Source organism: Sphaerisporangium perillae, from assembly GCF_023276435.1.
Classification (GTDB): Bacteria; Actinomycetota; Actinomycetes; order Streptosporangiales; family Streptosporangiaceae; genus Sphaerisporangium; species Sphaerisporangium perillae.
Genome location: NZ_JALLPO010000045.1, coordinates 43488 through 60024, shown reverse-complemented (window position 1 = coordinate 60024; position 16537 = coordinate 43488). Strand labels below are relative to the sequence as shown.

Here is a 16537-nt window from a genome sequence, read left to right as displayed (position 1 = left end):
CCTCGACGGCCGTCCTTCCCCCCGCGAGCCCCTGACCGGCGGGGCCGTGTGCGGGACCGTGTACGGCGCTCACGCGCCCCGCCCTGCCTTCGTGACGCTCTCGCGAACGTCGGCGTACGTCAGGGCCGCCTCGATGAGGCCGCTGAAGAGCGGGTGCGGCCGGGTCGGGCGGGAACGGAACTCAGGGTGGGCCTGGGTGCCGACGAAGAACGGGTGCACATCGGCGTCCAGCTCGGCGTACTCGACGAGCCTGCCGTCGGGGGACAGCCCGGAGAAGACCATGCCGACCTGCTCCAGCCGCTCGCGGTAGGCGTTGCCGACCTCGTAGCGGTGGCGGTGGCGCTCGTCCGCGCTCGCCGTGCCGTACAGCCGCCGGACGATCGTCCCCTCGGCGAGCTTGGCCGGGTACAGGCCGAGCCGCATCGTGCCGCCCATGTCGCGCTCCCCGGCCACCACGTCCTCCTGGTCGGCCATGGTGGAGATCACGGCGTCGACGGTGTCGGGGTCGAACTCGGTGCTGTTGGCGCCCTCGATGCCGGCCAGGTCGCGCGCGGCCTCGATGACCATGCACTGCATGCCGAGACAGATGCCGAGCAGCGGGATCAGCCGCTCGCGCGCGTGGCGGATCGCGCCGAGCTTGCCCTCGATGCCCCGGACGCCGAACCCGCCGGGGATGAGCACGCCGTCCACGCCGTCGAGCTCGCGCTCGGCGCCCTCGGGGGTCTCGCAGTCGTCGCTCTTGACCCAGCGGATGTTGACCCGGGCGTCACAGGCGAAGCCTCCGGCGCGCAGCGCCTCGGTCACCGACAGGTAGGCGTCGGGCAGGTCGATGTACTTGCCGACCAGCGCGATCGTGACCTCCTTGGCCGGGCGGTGCACCCGGCGCAGGAGCTGGTCCCACTCGTGCCAGTCGACGTCGCGGAACGGCAGTCCGAGGCGGCGGATGACGTAGGCGTCCAGGCCCTCGGAGTGCAGGACCTTCGGGATGTCGTAGATGCTCGGGGCGTCGATGGCCGACACGACGGCGTCCTCGTCGACGTCGCACATCAGGCTGATCTTACGCTTGAGTGATGTGGTGATGGGGCGGTCGGAGCGGCAGACGATGGCGTCCGGCTGGATGCCGATGCTGCGCAGAGCGGCGACCGAGTGCTGGGTCGGCTTGGTCTTCAGCTCGCCGCTCGGGCCGATGTACGGCAGGAGCGAGACGTGCAGGAAGAAGACGTTGTCCCGCCCGACCTCGTGGCGGACCTGGCGGACCGCCTCCAGGAACGGCAGGGACTCGATGTCGCCGACCGTGCCGCCGACCTCGGTGATGACCACGTCCACGTCGGGGCCGGCCATGCCGCGGATGCGGTCCTTGATCTCGTTGGTGATGTGGGGGATCACCTGGACGGTGTCGCCGAGGTACTCGCCGCGCCGCTCTTTGGCGATCACGTTGGAGTAGACCTGGCCGGTGGTGACGTTGGCCGAGCCGTGCAACTCGGTGTCGAGGAATCGCTCGTAGTGCCCGACGTCGAGGTCGGTCTCGGCGCCGTCGTCGGTGACGAACACCTCACCGTGCTGGAAGGGGTTCATCGTTCCGGGGTCGACGTTGAGGTAGGGGTCCAGCTTCTGCATGGTGACCCGCAGGCCGCGAAGCTTCAGCAGACGCCCCAGACTCGAGGCTGTGAGCCCCTTGCCGAGACTGGAGGCGACGCCTCCGGTGACGAACAGATGCTTGGTGTTTGCGGCGCTGCGCAAGGAGGGTCTCCCGTGGTCCGTTGTCATCGTGGCCGTCCGACGGGCGACCGCGTGTCCACGGGCTCTCAGAATATCAAAGGACGCTTGCGAAGTGCCCGAACGGCCCCGGGCGTCCGTTCCCAGCATGCTAACCAAGCGGTAACTTTTCCGGTTATGTCACCCCGTGATGCACTACGCCGGATCTGCGGCGGCCTCATCCACCGTGTCTGGGCCGCGATCCGCGCGACCGGAGCGGTCACCCCCAAGACCCCGGCCGGGTACCGGTTCCGCCACCTCGGCGAGGGTGCCTGCCTGTCCTTCCCCCAAGGAGCGATCTTCGGGGAGGCGTGGATCGAGATCGGCGAGCACACCCTCGTCGGAGAACGCGTCTCCATCTCCGCGGGGATGGGCCCGGGCGTCGACCTCGGCCCCGACTCCATCGTCCGCATCGGAAGAAGCTGCTCGATCGGGCGGGGCAGCCACATCGTGGGACACCAGTCGATCGACATCGGCGATGACGTCTTCACCGGGCCCTACGTCTACATCACCGACCAGAACCACGTGTACGACGACCCGGAGATGCCCATCGGCCGCCAGTGGCCGCGCAACAACCCCGTCGCCATCGGGGCGGGCTGCTGGCTGGGCGCCGGCGCCATCATCCTGCCCGGCACGCGCATCGGCAGGCAGTCGGTCGTCGCCGGCGGCGCCGTGGTGCGCGGAGAGTTCCCCGACCACTGCGTGATCGCCGGCGTACCAGCCAAGATCGTCCGCCGGTACTCCCCGGAGACCGGCTGGCAGCCCCCCTCGGCGCCCGCCGAGCCCGGCACGCTCAGAGCGCTGCTCCCCGGCGCCTGAACGCCGCCCTGGACCAGGCCAGGGGGCACGGGTTACCGTCACGGCATGCGGACGGAGATCTGTGACAGGTTCGGCGTCGAGTTCCCTCTGTTCGCGTTCAGCCACTGCCGTGACGTGGTCGCGGCCGTCACCAACGCCGGCGGGTTCGGCGTCCTGGGCGCGGTCGCCTACTCCCCCGAGCAGCTCGACCGCGAGCTCTCCTGGATCGACAGGCAGGTGAGCGGCCGGCCGTACGGGGTGGACGTGCTGGTGCCCGGGAAGATCGACAGGTCGGCCGACGACCCCGGCGCCCGGCTCCTGGACTTCATCCCCGAGGTCCACCGCGACTTCGTGACGCACCTGTTCACCAAGTACGGCGTGGGCAACGGCAAGCCGTTCACGCCCGGCTCGATCGGGCGGGCCGACGAGATCGGCCGCCGGGTCACGCACTCGGGCGCCACCGGGCTCATCGACGTCGCCCTCCGGCATCCCATCGGCCTGATCGCCAGCGCTCTCGGCACGCCCCCGCCGGAGATGGTCGAGAAGGCGCGGACCGCCGGCGTGCCCGTCGCCGCGCTGGTCGGCACGGTGGAGCACGCCCGCCGCCAGGTCGCCGCCGGCGCCGACCTGATCGTCGCGCAGGGCACCGAGGCCGGCGGCCACACCGGCGAGGTCTCCACGATGGTGCTCGTCCCGCAGGTCGTCGACGCCGTGGCGCCCATCCCCGTGCTAGCGGCCGGCGGCATCGCGAGCGGGCGGCAGATGGCCGCGGCCCTGGCCCTCGGCGCCGAAGGCGTGTGGTGCGGCTCGGTCTGGCTCACCACCGAGGAGGCCGAGACGCCCATGGTCGTCAAGCGCAAGATGCTCGCCGCCACCTCCCTGGACACCGTCCGGTCCCGCTCCCGCACGGGCAAGCCGGCGCGGCAGCTGGTGTCCGCCTGGACCAAGGAGTGGGACGAGGCTCCCGAGAGCCCAGGCCCGCTGCCGATGCCCCTGCAGATCCTGCTCGCCGAGGGCGCGCTGGCCCGCATCTCGCACGCCGCCGAGAACGGCGAGGAGGGTGCGCGGGAGCTGGCGAACTACTTCGTCGGGCAGGTGGTCGGCCAGCTCGACCAGGTCAAGCCGGCCCGCCAGGTCGTCTACGAGATCATCGAGGAGCTCACCTCGGCCATCGAGCGGCTCGACGACATCACCCGCCCCTGAGGACGACGGCGAGGCGTCCACGAAGACCTCGGCGCCATCTGACCCGTGCCCGGGAGTCGAACAGGCACACGAGATCAGCCGGTCCGCGCCTGACATCGGGAACGCTGGGCAGCTCCTCATTCGTCTTCTCCATCGGGAGAACGGGAAGGGTGGGTTGCGATGCTCGCGGCGCTGACCGGCCTCGGGCTGTCCACGGCGGCGGGACTCAACGCCTACATTCCGCTGCTCGTGGTCGGGCTGCTGGCCAACTTCACCGACGCCGTACGGCTGCCGCCTGACTACGCGTGGCTGACCAACGGCTGGGTGCTGGCGATCGTCGGCGTGCTGCTGCTCGCCGAGATGGTGCTCGACAAGGTGCCCGTCGTCGACCACGTCAACGACATGATCCAGACGGCGGTGCGGCCCGCCGCCGGCGGGGTCGTCTTCAGCGCCACCCAGGCGGCCTCGCAGCTCGACCACTCCACCTGGGTGAGCCAGAACCCGTGGGTGAGCTGGGTGCTCGGCATCGGCGTCGCCCTCGCGGTGCACGTCATGAAGGCCTCGGCCCGGCCGGTCGTCAACGTCTCGACGGCCGGGGTCGGCGCCCCGGTCGTGAGCACTGTGGAGGACGCCGGATCGCTCGGCATGAGCCTGATCGCCGTCTTCTTCCCCGTGCTGGTCATCGTGGCACTGGTCGTGCTGGCGGTCCCGGCCTGGTGGGTCTTCCGCCGCCTGCGGAGGCGCCGCGCCCGCAAAGCCGACCGCCTCCGCCAGGCCTCCCAACCCTCCTGACCGCGGCCCCGCTGGGTGGCGGTGGGTCAGTCAGTGGACGCCGGCCTCGCGCATGTCGCGGACTTCGCGTTTGAGCTCCTTGATCTCGTCTCGGAGGCGGGCGGCCACCTCGAACTGCAGGTCGGCCGCGGCCGTGTGCATCTGCTCGGTGAGCGACTGGACCAGCGACTCGATCTGGGCCCGGGGCATCTCCCCCGCGATGGCCTTCGCGTGCTGCCCCGTCTGGCGGCTGCTCAGGCCGGGGACCGGCGCCTTGCCGCGGCTCTGCTGCCGGCCGCCGCCGAGGAGCTTCTCGGTGTCGGCGTCCTCCCTGACCATGGAGTCGAGGATGTCGGCGATCTTCTTGCGGAGCGGCTGCGGGTCGACGCCGTTCGCCTGGTTGTAGGCGACCTGCTTGGCCCGGCGCCGGTTGGTCTCCTCGATCGCGCGCTCCATCGAGGGCGTCACGCGGTCGGCGTACATGTGGACCTGGCCGGAGACGTTACGCGCGGCACGGCCGATCGTCTGGATCAGCGAGGTCTCGCTGCGCAGGAACCCCTCCTTGTCGGCGTCCAGGATGGCCACCAGGGACACCTCGGGCAGGTCGAGGCCCTCGCGGAGCAGGTTGATGCCGACGAGCACGTCGAACTCGCCCATGCGCAGCTCGCGGAGCAGCTCGATGCGGCGCAGCGTGTCGACCTCGCTGTGGAGGTAGCGCACGCGGATGCCGAGCTCCAGCAGGTAGTCGGTGAGATCCTCCGACATCTTCTTGGTCAGCGTGGTGACCAGGACCCGCTCGTCCTTGTCGGTGCGCTCGCGGATCTCGTGGACCAGGTCGTCGATCTGCCCCTTGGTGGGCTTGACGAGCACCTCGGGGTCGACCAGGCCGGTCGGGCGGATGACCTGCTCGACCACCTCGCCCTTGCTGCGGCCGAGCTCGTACGGCCCCGGGGTCGCCGACAGGTAGACGGTCTGCCCGATGCGCTCGAGGAACTCCTCCCACTTCAGCGGCCGGTTGTCCATCGCGGACGGCAGGCGGAAGCCGTGGTCGACCAGGGTGCGCTTGCGCGAGGCGTCGCCTTCGTACATGGCGCCGATCTGCGGCACGGTCTGGTGGGACTCGTCCAGGACCAGCAGGAAGTCCTCGGGGAAGTAGTCGATGAGCGTGTTGGGCGCCGAGCCGGACTCGCGGCCGTCGATGTGGCGGGAGTAGTTCTCGATGCCGGAGCAGGTGCCGACCTGGCGCATCATCTCGATGTCGTAGGTCGTGCGCATGCGCAGCCGCTGGGCCTCCAGCAGCTTGCCCTGCTTCTCCATGGTCGCCAGCGTCGCCGCCAGCTCGGTCTCGATGTCGCGGATCGCCCGCTCCATGCGCTCGGGACCGGCGACGTAGTGGGAGGCGGGGAAGATGTAGAGCTCCTCGTCCTCGGTGATCACCTCACCGGTGAGCGGGTGGAGCGTCGCGAGCTTCTCGATCTCGTCGCCGAACATCTCGATGCGCACGGCGAGCTCTTCGTACTGCGGGATGACCTCGATGGTGTCGCCGCGCACCCGGAAGGTGCCCCGCGTGAACGAGAGGTCGTTGCGGGCGTACTGCATGTCGACGAGGCGGCGCAGGAGCTGGTCGCGCTCGATCTCCTGGCCGACCTTGAGCCGCACCATGCGGTCGACGTACTCCTGCGGGGTGCCGAGGCCGTAGATGCACGACACCGAGGCCACCACGACGGTGTCGCGGCGGGTGAGCAGCGAGTTGGTCGCCGAGTGACGCAGGCGGTCGACCTCGTCGTTGATCGAGGAGTCCTTCTCGATGTAGGTGTCTGTCTGCGGGACGTACGCCTCGGGCTGGTAGTAGTCGTAGTAGGAGACGAAGTATTCGACGGCGTTGCCGGGAAGCATCTCGCGAAGCTCGTTGGCGAACTGCGCGGCGAGCGTCTTGTTGGGCTGCATCACCAGGGTCGGGCGCTGCAACCGCTCGATGAGCCATGCCACGCTCGCGGTCTTGCCGGTGCCCGTGGCGCCCAGCAGGACGTTGTCCTTCTCACCGGCCTTGATGCGCCGCTCCAGCTCGGCGATCGCCGTCGGCTGGTCGCCGGAAGGGGTCATGTCGGTGACGACCTGGAAGGGGGCCACCCTGCGCTGCAAATCTGTTACCGGCCTCACGTCTCCATAACCTACGCGGAGCCACCGACATTTCCGGTGCCGGAGGCCGGCCGGTCGCGATCCGGGCTCCGTGAGCCGCCACTGGCCGGTACTTGACCCTGTCGTTACCATGACCACGGGGCTTACTGATCGTCGAGGCGGGGCGGGCGCCATGGAGCGCATGGGCAAGTTCGTTGCTTGGGTCGGCAAGAACGCCGACGGCGTCATCGCCCTCGTGCTGGCCGTCTTCATCGCCTTCCTCGGCCTGACCGCGAGCGACCAGATCATGGGCCAGCCGAAGAGCGAGCTGATCAGCGGGGTGACCCTCCTGGTGCTCGGCCTCCTGACCGCGGCGATCCTGCGCGACCGGTGGCGGCAGGAGCCCATGGAGGAGACGATCAAGGAGAACTTCCGCACCACCTCCGGAGCGCTGGCCGACCTCCCCCTGCGCCTCGACCGCCTCACCCGTCTGGAGTCGGTCGTCGAGAGCGCCCGGCGCGTGCTCGACGACCTGCAGGTCGTCCAGGTGCTGAACGGGGCGGACGAGATCGCGGAGGCCCTCACCGAGGCGCGGCGGTCCACCGACCGCTGGTACTTCAAGGGCGGCACGGGCACCTACGTGCGCGCGGTGACGCTGCCGGAGCTGGTCGTCGCCGCCCGCCGGGAGCGCAAGGCAATGCTCATGCGGCTGGAGATCATCGACCCGACCCACATCGGCGTCTGCGAGGCGTACGTGCGCTTCCGCCGCTCGGTGTCCGACGCCCCCGACGGCACCGGGGAGTACTGGACGGTCGACCGCACCCGCAAGGAGTCCTACGCCACGATCCTCGCGGCCTGCTGGTACCGCCAGCGGTTCAGCCTGCTCGACATCCACCTCGGGCTGTCGTCGACGATGACGACGTTCCGCTGGGACCTGTCGGCCCAGCACGTGATCATCACGGTCGAGGACCCCAACCGCGCCCTGATGACCCGGCGCGGCAGCTTCTACTACGACCACTGCGCCACCGAGCTGATCTCCAGCCTGGACCAGGCGCGGCGGGTGCCCATCGAGGCGTCCAAGGCGACACAGGTCGGCGACGAGCCCACGGTCGACGAGGTCCGCAAGCTGTTCGAGACGCTCGGGCTCGGCCTGCCGAAGTCCTACGGCGACCGCGACGTGGTCGAGATCATCCGCAAGGCCATCCGCGCCAAGAACCCTTACTCGGCATGAAGTACCAGGAGCTGTACGACGAGCTGACATCGGGCCCGGTCTCGCGCGCGCTCCCCCGCCGGGCGCTGCGGCTGCTCCGGGACATCGCCGCGGGCGCATTCGCGATCACGGCGGTCCGCCACCCGCTCGGCTTCGTCTGCCTGCCGGTGGAACGCAGCGGCGAGCACGGCGTCTGCGTGCACCTGTGGTCGGCCGACCTGCCGAGCGTCGCCACCACCACCTCCGAGATCCACTGCCACAGCTGGGACCTGATCAGCTACGTCCTCTACGGCCAGGTGCGCAACGAGCTCGCCGCCGTGGCCGACAGCGGCGCTCGAGCGACGCACCAGGTGTTCGAGGTGGTCAGCGAGGGCGATGTGGACAGCATCAGGCCCACGGGCCGCATCGTCACCTACACCCCGGGCGCGTCGGCGGTCTACGGCGCCGGCCAGGTGTACACGCTGCGCGCCGGGGTGTTCCACCGCAGCGTGATCCCCGAAGGCACCGACACGGCCACCATCGCGCTGGGCAGCGGGCGGAAGGGCACGGCCGATCTCTCCCTGGGCCCGGTCGGCACGCGCTCCCACCGCGTGGTCCGCAGGCACTGCGACGATGAGGAGACCGCGCGGGCCGCCCGGCTGGCCGCGGAGCACCTGGCGCGAATCTAGGAGGATCCCATGGATCTCGATCACGCCCGCCGGGTGGCCGTGGAGGCCGCGGAGGCGGCGGGGACGCTGCTCAGGGAGCGCGCCTCGGGCGTGTTCGGGATCCGGGCCAAGGAGGGCGGCGACCTGGTCACCGACCTCGATCTCGCGGCCGAGAAGCTCCTGCTGGACCGCATCCAGGCGGCCTTCCCCCGCCATCGCGTGGTGGCCGAGGAGTCCGGCGTGTCCGGCGGCTCCGATGGCGAGTGGACGTGGTTCGTCGACCCGCTGGATGGGACCAACAACCTCGCCATCGGCCTGCCGCTGTACGTGGTCGGGCTCGCGCTGTGCCACGACGGGCTGCCGCAGCTCGGAGTCGTCCACGACCCCGTCGGCGGGCAGACCTGGTCGGCTGTGCGGGGCCGGGGCGCGCTCGGGCCCCGCGGGCCGGTGCCGTGCCCGCCGCGCCGGTTCAGCACGCACGGGCCGGTGCTCGCCTGGACGCAGGGGCACGCGGTCGCCCGGGACGACCGGGCCGTACGGGCGCTGAAGGCCGCACTCGACGTCCGGGCGCGAAGGGTGCTGCAGCTCTGGGCGCCCCTGCTGGGCTGGGTGATGCTCGCGCGGGGCGACATCGACGCCGTGGTGGGCTACCGGGCCGAGGCCGTCGACCTTCCCGGCGGGCTGCTGATCGCCCAGGAGACCGGCCTGTGCGTGCGGGGGTTCGACGGGAGGCCCTACGACGGGCACACCGGCCTGCCGGCGCACCGCCGGAGCTTCGTCGCCGCGCGCCCGGAGGTGGTCGAGGACCTGCTCGGCCTGGTGGCCGCCGCTACCTGGTGAGCAGCAGCGCGGTGACCGTGGCGGCGATGCCGACGACGCACAGGCAGACCCCGGTGAGCACGAACTTCACCATCGGCACCTTCACGGCGCGGCGGCGGCACCACTCGAACCACAGCAGGGTGGCCAGCGAGCCCCACGGCGTGATCACCGGGCCGACGTTCGTGCCGATGAGCAGCGAGAGCAGCTGGTCGTGGCCGGCCGGGGGGATCACCCGCTCCCCGGCGTAGTAGGCGGGCAGGTTGTTGACGATGTTGGACAGCCCGGCCCCGGCCGCGGCGGCACGGTAGTCGCCGGCGGTGTCGCCCGCGACGCCGACGAGCGCGCGCATCAGGTCGTCGAGCCCGTACCGGCTGAGGGTCGGCACCACGAGGAACAGCCCGGTGACGAAGACCAGGAGCTGCCAGGGGAACAGCCCCCAGGTGAGCTTCGACCGGTCGCGCCAGGCGAAGGCCGCGATCACCAGGACGGCGGCGACGGCGGCCGCGACGCCGATCTGGGCGCCCGCGAGGATGGCGGCGATGAACAGCAGGCAGGCGCTCCCCGCGACGGTGAACAGCACGCGGTCGCCCACGGGCACCGGCGGTGGCGGCTGGTATCTGTCCTCTCCCCGCTCTCCACGCCGCCAGTAGAAGATCCACAGGAACAGCATGGTCACGGCGATCGAGGCGACCTGGGGGGCCCACATGCGGGCGGCGAAGTCGTGCGTGGACAGCCCGACCCGGTCCATGGCCAGCAGGTTGGTCAGGTTGGAGACCGGCAGCAGGAGGCTCGCGGTGTTGGCGAGCCAGATCGTGGTCATCGCGAGGGGCAGGGACGCGATGCGCGCGCGGGGCGCCAGGGCCAGCATGACCGGCGTCAGCAGCACCGCGGTGGTATCCAGGTTCAGAAATATCGTGACAAATGACGCGAAAGCCGTACAGAGCACGAAAAGTGCGGCGTAGTTGCCGCGCCCGATGATCGCCAACCGGCCGGCGAGGACGTCGAAGACGTCCGCCTCCTTGGTCAGCTCGGCCAGCACGATCACCGCCGCGAGGAAGAGCAGCAGCGGCCCGATGCGGCGGACGTTGGCGACGGCCTCCGCGGCCGGGAGCAACCCGGTCGCCACACACGCCAGCCCCACGGCGAGCACCCCGAGCCGGACCCAGTCCAGCACCGCCAGCCGCCGTATCACGTACGTCATGATCGCACACCCGCGCGAGATCGAAATCCCTCGAAAGCCCCGGCGCCACGGGTGATAATGGCCCTCCGGCCGGGCGGCACGGCGCGGCGTCGCGCTCGCGGAGGAGCACGGGCAGAGGGCGAAGGAGGGGCCGGGCAGGACGGTCACGCCGGGTTGGGGCAGGCGAGGGATGGGAGTCCGCATGGACGGTGGCAACGGCGCGCGCGTGGACATCTTCGTCAGCTACTCCCCCGCGGACGAGCGCTGGGCCGGCTGGATCGCCTGGCAGCTCGAGGCCGCCGGATACCGCACCATGCTCCAGGCCTGGGACTTCGTGCCGGGCACCAACTTCATCGACTTCATGGACCGAGGGGTCAGCGAGGCCAAGCTGATCGTCGCGATCCTGTCCAGGAACTACCTCGGGTCCCGCTTCGGGCGGCAGGAGTGGCTGACCGCTTTCCGCGCCGACCCCGACAATCCCGGCAACCGGCTGGTGACGATCCGCATCGAGGAGTGCCCGCTCGAAGGGCTGCTCTCGACGATCACGTGGGTGGACCTGGTCGGCGTGAGCGACCCGAAGGAGGCCAGGTCCCTGCTGCTCGGCCGCATCCAGCACACGCTGTCGGGCCGGGCCAAGCCCGCCGAGCAGCCGGGCTTCCCGACCGCCCCCGCCAAGACCATCCCCGGCACCCTGGTCCGGGAGGCGGGCGGCACGCGTCCGGGCCACCCCGGCGGCCCGCACGAGATCACCTCGTTCCCGGGGCAGGGCACTCCGGAGCGCTTCTCTTACCCGGACGCGGACGCGCGAGTCCCGTCTCTGGGCGCCGAGTCGCCGCGCGTCGCGCCCCGGCGCAGGACGCCCGTGGCGCCGCCCGCGTTCCCCGCGACCGGCTCCCTGCAGGGGGAACGCTCCTCGGTCACCGTGCTGCACGTCTCCGGGCCCCGCTTCGGGCGCGGGCTCGCCGAGGCGGACGAGCCGCTCGGCGCCGGCGAGCTCCAGTCGAGCGTGTGGGCCGACCTGACCCGCCTGGCCGACGCCGGGGCGCCCCGCCCCGACCTGCTGCTGGTCACCGGCGACATCACCGAGTCCGGCAGCATCCGCGAGTACGGCGAGGCGCTCGCGTTCCTGACCGGGCTCCGCGTGCTCCTCGGCCTCGAGCAGCGCAGGCTCGTGATCGTGCCCGGCCCCCGCGACGTCACCAAGGCCGCCAGCCGCGCCTACTTCGCCACCTGCGAGGCCGACGACGTGGCCCCGGAGCCGCCCTACTGGCCGAAATGGCGGCACTTCTCGGGCCTGTTCAAGGACGTCTACCAGGGGCTGAGCGACCCGGAGTTCGACAGCGCGCAGCCCTGGAGCCTGTTCGCCGAGCCCGAGCTGAAGGTCGTCATGGCCGGGCTCAACTCGACCATGGCCATCAGCCACCGCGAGGAGGACGCCTACGGCCAGATCGGGCAGGCCCAGGCCGCCTGGTTCGCCGAGCGCCTGCGGCCCTTCGAGGAGACGGGGTGGCTGCGCGTCGGGGCCGTCGGCCATCCCCCCTCGGCCCTGCGCGACCGGGGCGCGCTCGAAAGGCTGCTCGGCACGCGGCTCAACCTGCTGCTGCACGGCGGCGGCCCCGACGAGATCGGCTGGATCGGCGACCTGCCCTGCGTGCCGTCCCTCGCGCCCGGGCGCCACCAGATCATCGAGATCACCCCCGCCGGCATCCGCCGCTGGGCGCGCGACCGCGAGGAGATCCTCCCGCCCGAGGAGATCCCGTACGACCGGCGCTCCGTGCACGGCACGTTCCCCCCGGCGAGCGCCGTCGAGCAGGCCGAGCGCAACCCCCTGGAGGCCCCGCCGGACACCGGCGGCGAGCCCGAACGGCAGGCGAGCCCGTCGAGCCTGCTGCTCGACCGCGTCGCCGAGGTGTGCGAGACCCGCAGCGACCGGGCCAAGATCCGCAAGGTGCCGGGCGATCCGCCGCACCTGCTGGTGACCCTCGCCGAAGACGGGTTCGTCCGCCAGCAGCTCATCGGCGCGCACTCGGGCCCGCTCACCACCGACGACGTGTCGGCCTTCCTGCGGCAGGTCCACGCGGCCGGTCTGGAACACGGCTCGGAGCTGGTGTACCAGGGGCCCACCCCGTCACGGCTCGTCCGCGACGACGCCCTGCGGCGCGGCGTGCGGCTGCGCAGCTTCACCGAGTTCCAGGGGCTGCTCGACCTGTCCGACCACGTCGCCGACCAGACGGCGCGGCTCCTGAGCGACCGGCGCTACCCGCCCGACCTGTACGTCCCGCAGCGCTACCGCGAGGTGGACCGCGCCGGCCAGGGCGTGCGCGACGACCTCACCGGCGAGCTGATGCGGCTGCTGGCCGCGGACCACGGCCGGTTCGTGCTGCTGCTCGGCGACTTCGGCCGCGGCAAGACGTTCGCCCTGCGGGAGATCGCGCGCAGGATCCCGGCCGAGCTACCCCATCTGACCCCGATCCTCATCGAGCTGCGGGCCCTGGACAAGGCGCATTCGGTCGACGGGCTGGTGGCGGCGCATCTGGCCAACCACGGTGAGGAGCTGATCGACCTCAAGGCCTTCCACTACATGCTCCGGCAGGGCCGCATCGTCCTGCTGTTCGACGGGTTCGACGAGCTGGTCACCCGGGTCACCTACGAGCGCGCGGCCGACCACCTCGACACGCTCCTGCAGGCCGCCGAGGACAAGGCCAAGGTCGTGGTGGCCAGCCGCACCCAGCACTTCAAGTCGCACGCCCAGGTGCTGACCGCGCTCGGCGAGCGGGTCGGCACGCTGCCGCACCGGCGGGTGCTGAGCGTGGAGGAGTTCACCCCCGCCCAGGTGCGCGCGTACCTCGCGAACCGCTACGGCGGGGACGCGCGGGCCGCCGACGACCGGATGAGCCTGCTCACCGGCATCTCCGACCTGCTCGGCCTCGCGCAGAACCCCCGCATGCTGAGCTTCATCGCCGACCTGCCCGACGAGCGGCTGCGCGCGGTGGCGCGCGCGGGTGACGCCATCAGCGCGGCCGGCCTGTACTCCGAGATCCTCGACAACTGGCTGCTGTTCGAGGAGCGGCGCACGCACGTGCCCGGAGCGCCCGGAGAGCTGACCGCCGAGGAGCTGCGGCGGGCGGCGACGACGCTGGCGCTGCGCCTGTGGGAGAACGGCGAATCCTACCTCCAGCCGGCCGAGCTGACCGAGGCGGCCGAGACGCTCGCCGAGCTGGCCGACAGCCGCCTGTCGGTCGGCCAGACCGCTCACGCGATGGGCACCGGCAGCCTGCTCGTCCGCACCGACGAGGGGCTCTTCGGCTTCATCCATTCCTCGGTGATGGAGTGGCTGGTCGCCTGCCACATCGCGCGGACCCTCGGCGAGCAGCTCGCGCAGCGCCCGCTGTCGGCGCTGATCGTCGACTTCCTGTGCGACCTGGCCGACACCGGCCGGCTCCAGGCGTGGGCGGGCCGGACGCTCGCCGACCCCGCGGCCGACGACACCGCCCGCGCTAACGCCATAAAGATCACAACGAGGCTGCGCACACCCGCCAGGACCGACCTGCGCGGCGCCCGGCTGCACGGCGAGGACCTCTCGTACCGCGACTTCGCGGGCGTCGACCTCACCGGCGCCGACCTGACCGACGCCCAGCTCGTCGGCACGAACCTGACCCGCGCGATCCTGCGTGACGCCCGCCTCAACGGCGCCCGGCTGGACCAGGCCGTCCTCGCGGGGGCCGACCTGCGCGGCGCCGACCTGACCCGCGCCCGGCTCCCCCGAGCCGATCTGCGCGACATCGCCACCGAGGAGAGCCGCTGGGACCGCGCGGCGCTGATCGACGTCACCGCCTCCGCGTCGCTGGCGGCCGATCCCGCCCTGCGCGGCGCCGCCATCGCGCCGGGCCATCCCGTGACGCCCGAGCTGGCTCCCCCGCTCGTCGGCGTGCCGTACGGCTACCACTTCCAGAGCAGCCGCCTGCCGGAACCGGTCGCCTACAGTCCCGACGGCGGCCTGCTCGCCCTGGGCAGCGAGGACGGCGGGGTGCTGGTGTGCGACAGCGTCAGCGGATCACCGCTGCGCACCCTGCACGGCCACCGCGGGCGGGTGTACAAGGTGGCCTACGGGCCGGGGGTGCTCGTCACCGGCGCCGCGGACGGCACCGTGCGCATCTGGGACCCCTCCACGGGCGCCGCGCGCCACGTCCTCACCGGGCACGCCGACGGGGTCTGGCCGGTCGTACTGAGCCCGTCCGGCGACCTGGTGGCCGCGGGCGGCGCCGACGGCGTGATGCACGTCTGGTCGGCCGCCACCGGCGAGCCGGTGGCCTCGCTGCCCGGTCACACCTCCCCGATCTACACCGCCGTCTTCCTGCCCGGCAGGCTGGTGACCGGCGACGCGGGGGGCGCCATCCGCGTGTGGGACCTCGCCACCGGCCGGCTCAGCCACTCGCTGACCGGTCACCAGGGCACGGTCTACCGCCTGGCGCTCAGCCCGGACGGCCGCATGCTCGCCGCCGGCGACCACACCGGGGCCGTCAAGATCTGGGACCCCGCCACCGGCGCGCGGCTCCACGACCTGCGAGGCCACACCGGCCGGGTCTACGCCCTGGACTTCCATCCGTCCGGAGGGCTCCTGGCCTCCGGTGACACCTCCGGTGCCGTCCGGCTGTGGGACCCGCGCACCGGAGGGCCGCTGGGCGCGCTCCAGGGCCACTCCGGCGCGGTGTACCAGGTGCTCTTCAGTCCCGGCGGCGACACGCTCGCCACCGGAGACAGCGACGGCGTGGTGCGCATGTGGGAGCCGGACACCGGCCGCCAGCGCGCCGAGCTGGCCGGCCACCGCGGGTCAGTGTGGCCCTTCGCCTTCCGCCCGGACGGCCGGCAGCTCGCGACCGCCAGCAACGACGGCACCGCCCGGCTGTGGGACCCCGAGAGCGGCCAGTGCCGCCAGACGCTGCGCGGCCACGGGCGCCGCATCACCGCCGTGCGGTTCAGCGCGGACGGCACCATGCTGGCCACCTGCGGCAACGACGGATACGTCCGGCTGTGGGACCCGCGCACGGGGCGGCGGCTGCGCGAGCTGACCGGCGCCGCCGACCGGCTCATCTCCGCGATCTTCAGCCCTGCCGGGCCCGTGCTCGCCACCGCGAGCAACGACGGCGGCGTCTACCTGTGGAACATCGCGGCGGGCACCTTCGAGCGCGAGCTCAACGTCGAGACCGACCACGTCTGGGCCGAGGCGTTCAGCCCGGACGGCGAGATCCTCGCGACGGCCAACGACGACGACAGCGTCCGCCTGTGGTACCGCACCTCGGGCAGGGAGGTCGGCAACCTCGCCGAGCACCGCGGGCGCGTGCGCTCGATCGCGTTCAGCCCGGACGGCGCCACCGTCGCCACCGGATGCGACGACCGCGTGGTGAGACTATGGGACGTGCACTCCGGCAGGCGGCTGGCCGCTCTCGAAGGCCATTCCGACCGGGTCTACGCCGTACGGTTCGATCCCACCGGAAAGCTGCTGGCCAGCGCGGGCAACGACGGCACCGCCCGCGTCTGGCGGCTCGACGCCGGCGGCGCGCCCTGGTCGGCCGGCCCGCTGCACACGCTGAGACGGCACACCGGGCGGCTCTGGACGGTGGACTTCAGCCCGGACGGCACCCGGCTCGCCACAGGCGGGGACGACCTGGTCGTGCGGCTGTGGGACACCGCGTCGGGGCGCCACCTGCACACGCTCGTCGGTCACACCCGCCGCGTCTGGTCGGTGGCGTTCTCTCCCTCGGGCGACCTGCTCGCCAGCGCGGGGGACGACGGCGTGGTGATCCTCTGGGACCTCACCGGAGACGTTCCGCTCCAGCGGGCCACGCTGCTCGGGCTGGCCGAGGGCTGGGCGGCGCTCAGCCCGGACGGCCGGTACAAGACGGAGGGGGACGTCACGGGGCAGTTCTGGTACGTCATCGGGATGTGCCGGTTCGACCCGGGCGAGTTGGACCCGTACCTGCCCGGGGTGCGGCAGATCGCACTGGACGCACCGTTCTGACCCGGCCATCCCGGCCAGGCGGGCCTGGCCGTCCCCGG

General features: G+C 72.0%; 10 protein-coding genes. 7 read left to right on the top strand and 3 right to left on the bottom strand.

Translation table 11 applies throughout. The annotated features are described in order from the left end of the window. Positions 1–69 precede the first annotated feature (69 nt). Positions 70–1740: a CTP synthase gene (pyrG, locus tag MYF83_RS34395; protein ID WP_248964928.1), complete on the bottom strand. Its 1671-nt coding sequence runs from the start codon at positions 1738–1740 to the stop codon at positions 70–72. 153 nt (positions 1741–1893) lie between these two features. On the opposite strand from pyrG, the gene MYF83_RS34390 reads away from it, so the two are divergent. From MYF83_RS34390 to MYF83_RS34380, 3 genes are all read left to right on the top strand, one after another. Continuing rightward, positions 1894–2574 carry an acyltransferase gene (locus MYF83_RS34390; RefSeq protein WP_308201552.1) on the top strand — a complete coding sequence of 227 codons (681 nt, stop codon included), beginning with the start codon at positions 1894–1896 and terminating at the stop codon, positions 2572–2574. A gap of 45 nt (positions 2575–2619) precedes the next feature. Further along, positions 2620–3756, top strand: coding sequence for a nitronate monooxygenase (locus tag MYF83_RS34385; protein ID WP_248964927.1), 1137 nt, complete (start codon positions 2620–2622; stop codon positions 3754–3756). A gap of 159 nt (positions 3757–3915) precedes the next feature. Then, the gene (locus tag MYF83_RS34380; protein WP_248964926.1) at positions 3916–4527 is read left to right on the top strand and encodes a DUF4126 domain-containing protein; all 612 of its coding nucleotides are present in this window, start codon (positions 3916–3918) and stop codon (positions 4525–4527) included. Between the two features lie 30 nt (positions 4528–4557). On the opposite strand, the gene uvrB is transcribed toward MYF83_RS34380, so the two are convergent. Beyond that, positions 4558–6666, bottom strand: a complete 2109-nt coding sequence (gene uvrB / locus MYF83_RS34375) for an excinuclease ABC subunit UvrB (RefSeq protein WP_308201551.1) — start codon at positions 6664–6666, stop codon at positions 4558–4560. 160 nt (positions 6667–6826) lie between these two features. On the opposite strand from uvrB, the gene MYF83_RS34370 reads away from it, so the two are divergent. From MYF83_RS34370 to MYF83_RS34360, 3 genes are read left to right on the top strand one after another with little or no spacing between them, the layout of a single operon-like run. After that, positions 6827–7855, top strand: coding sequence for a hypothetical protein (locus tag MYF83_RS34370; RefSeq protein WP_248964925.1), 1029 nt, complete (start codon positions 6827–6829; stop codon positions 7853–7855). Next, complete coding sequence (locus MYF83_RS34365; protein WP_248964924.1) at positions 7852–8502, top strand: hypothetical protein; 651 nt, start codon at positions 7852–7854, stop codon at positions 8500–8502. The genes MYF83_RS34370 and MYF83_RS34365 overlap by 4 nt, the downstream gene beginning before the upstream one ends. 9 nt (positions 8503–8511) lie before the next feature. Next, positions 8512–9321 (top strand): inositol monophosphatase family protein, encoded by an 810-nt coding sequence (locus MYF83_RS34360; protein ID WP_248964923.1) that lies wholly within the window; start codon positions 8512–8514, stop codon positions 9319–9321. Here MYF83_RS34360 and MYF83_RS34355 read toward each other — a convergent pair. Then, positions 9311–10501 (bottom strand): ArsB/NhaD family transporter, encoded by a 1191-nt coding sequence (locus MYF83_RS34355; RefSeq protein WP_248964922.1) that lies wholly within the window; start codon positions 10499–10501, stop codon positions 9311–9313. The genes MYF83_RS34360 and MYF83_RS34355 overlap by 11 nt on opposite strands. Before the next feature lie 181 nt (positions 10502–10682). Here MYF83_RS34355 and MYF83_RS43305 point away from each other — a divergent pair, with 181 nt between their 5' ends. After that, positions 10683–16499, top strand: a complete 5817-nt coding sequence (locus tag MYF83_RS43305) for a WD40 domain-containing protein (protein WP_279340462.1) — start codon at positions 10683–10685, stop codon at positions 16497–16499. The last annotated feature ends 38 nt before the right edge of the window (positions 16500–16537 follow it).

Excerpts from the sequence above, each read along its gene's own strand:
- MYF83_RS34390 (WP_308201552.1), top strand. The coding sequence starts at position 1,894 with ATGTCACCCCGTGATGCACTACGCCGGATCTGCGGCGGCCTCATCCAC.
- MYF83_RS34385 (WP_248964927.1), top strand. The coding sequence starts at position 2,620 with ATGCGGACGGAGATCTGTGACAGGTTCGGCGTCGAGTTCCCTCTGTTC.
- MYF83_RS34380 (WP_248964926.1), top strand. The coding sequence starts at position 3,916 with ATGCTCGCGGCGCTGACCGGCCTCGGGCTGTCCACGGCGGCGGGACTC.
- MYF83_RS34370 (WP_248964925.1), top strand. The coding sequence starts at position 6,827 with ATGGGCAAGTTCGTTGCTTGGGTCGGCAAGAACGCCGACGGCGTCATC.
- MYF83_RS34365 (WP_248964924.1), top strand. The coding sequence starts at position 7,852 with ATGAAGTACCAGGAGCTGTACGACGAGCTGACATCGGGCCCGGTCTCG.
- MYF83_RS34360 (WP_248964923.1), top strand. The coding sequence starts at position 8,512 with ATGGATCTCGATCACGCCCGCCGGGTGGCCGTGGAGGCCGCGGAGGCG.
- MYF83_RS34355 (WP_248964922.1), bottom strand. The coding sequence starts at position 10,501 with ATGACGTACGTGATACGGCGGCTGGCGGTGCTGGACTGGGTCCGGCTC.
- MYF83_RS43305 (WP_279340462.1), top strand. The coding sequence starts at position 10,683 with ATGGACGGTGGCAACGGCGCGCGCGTGGACATCTTCGTCAGCTACTCC.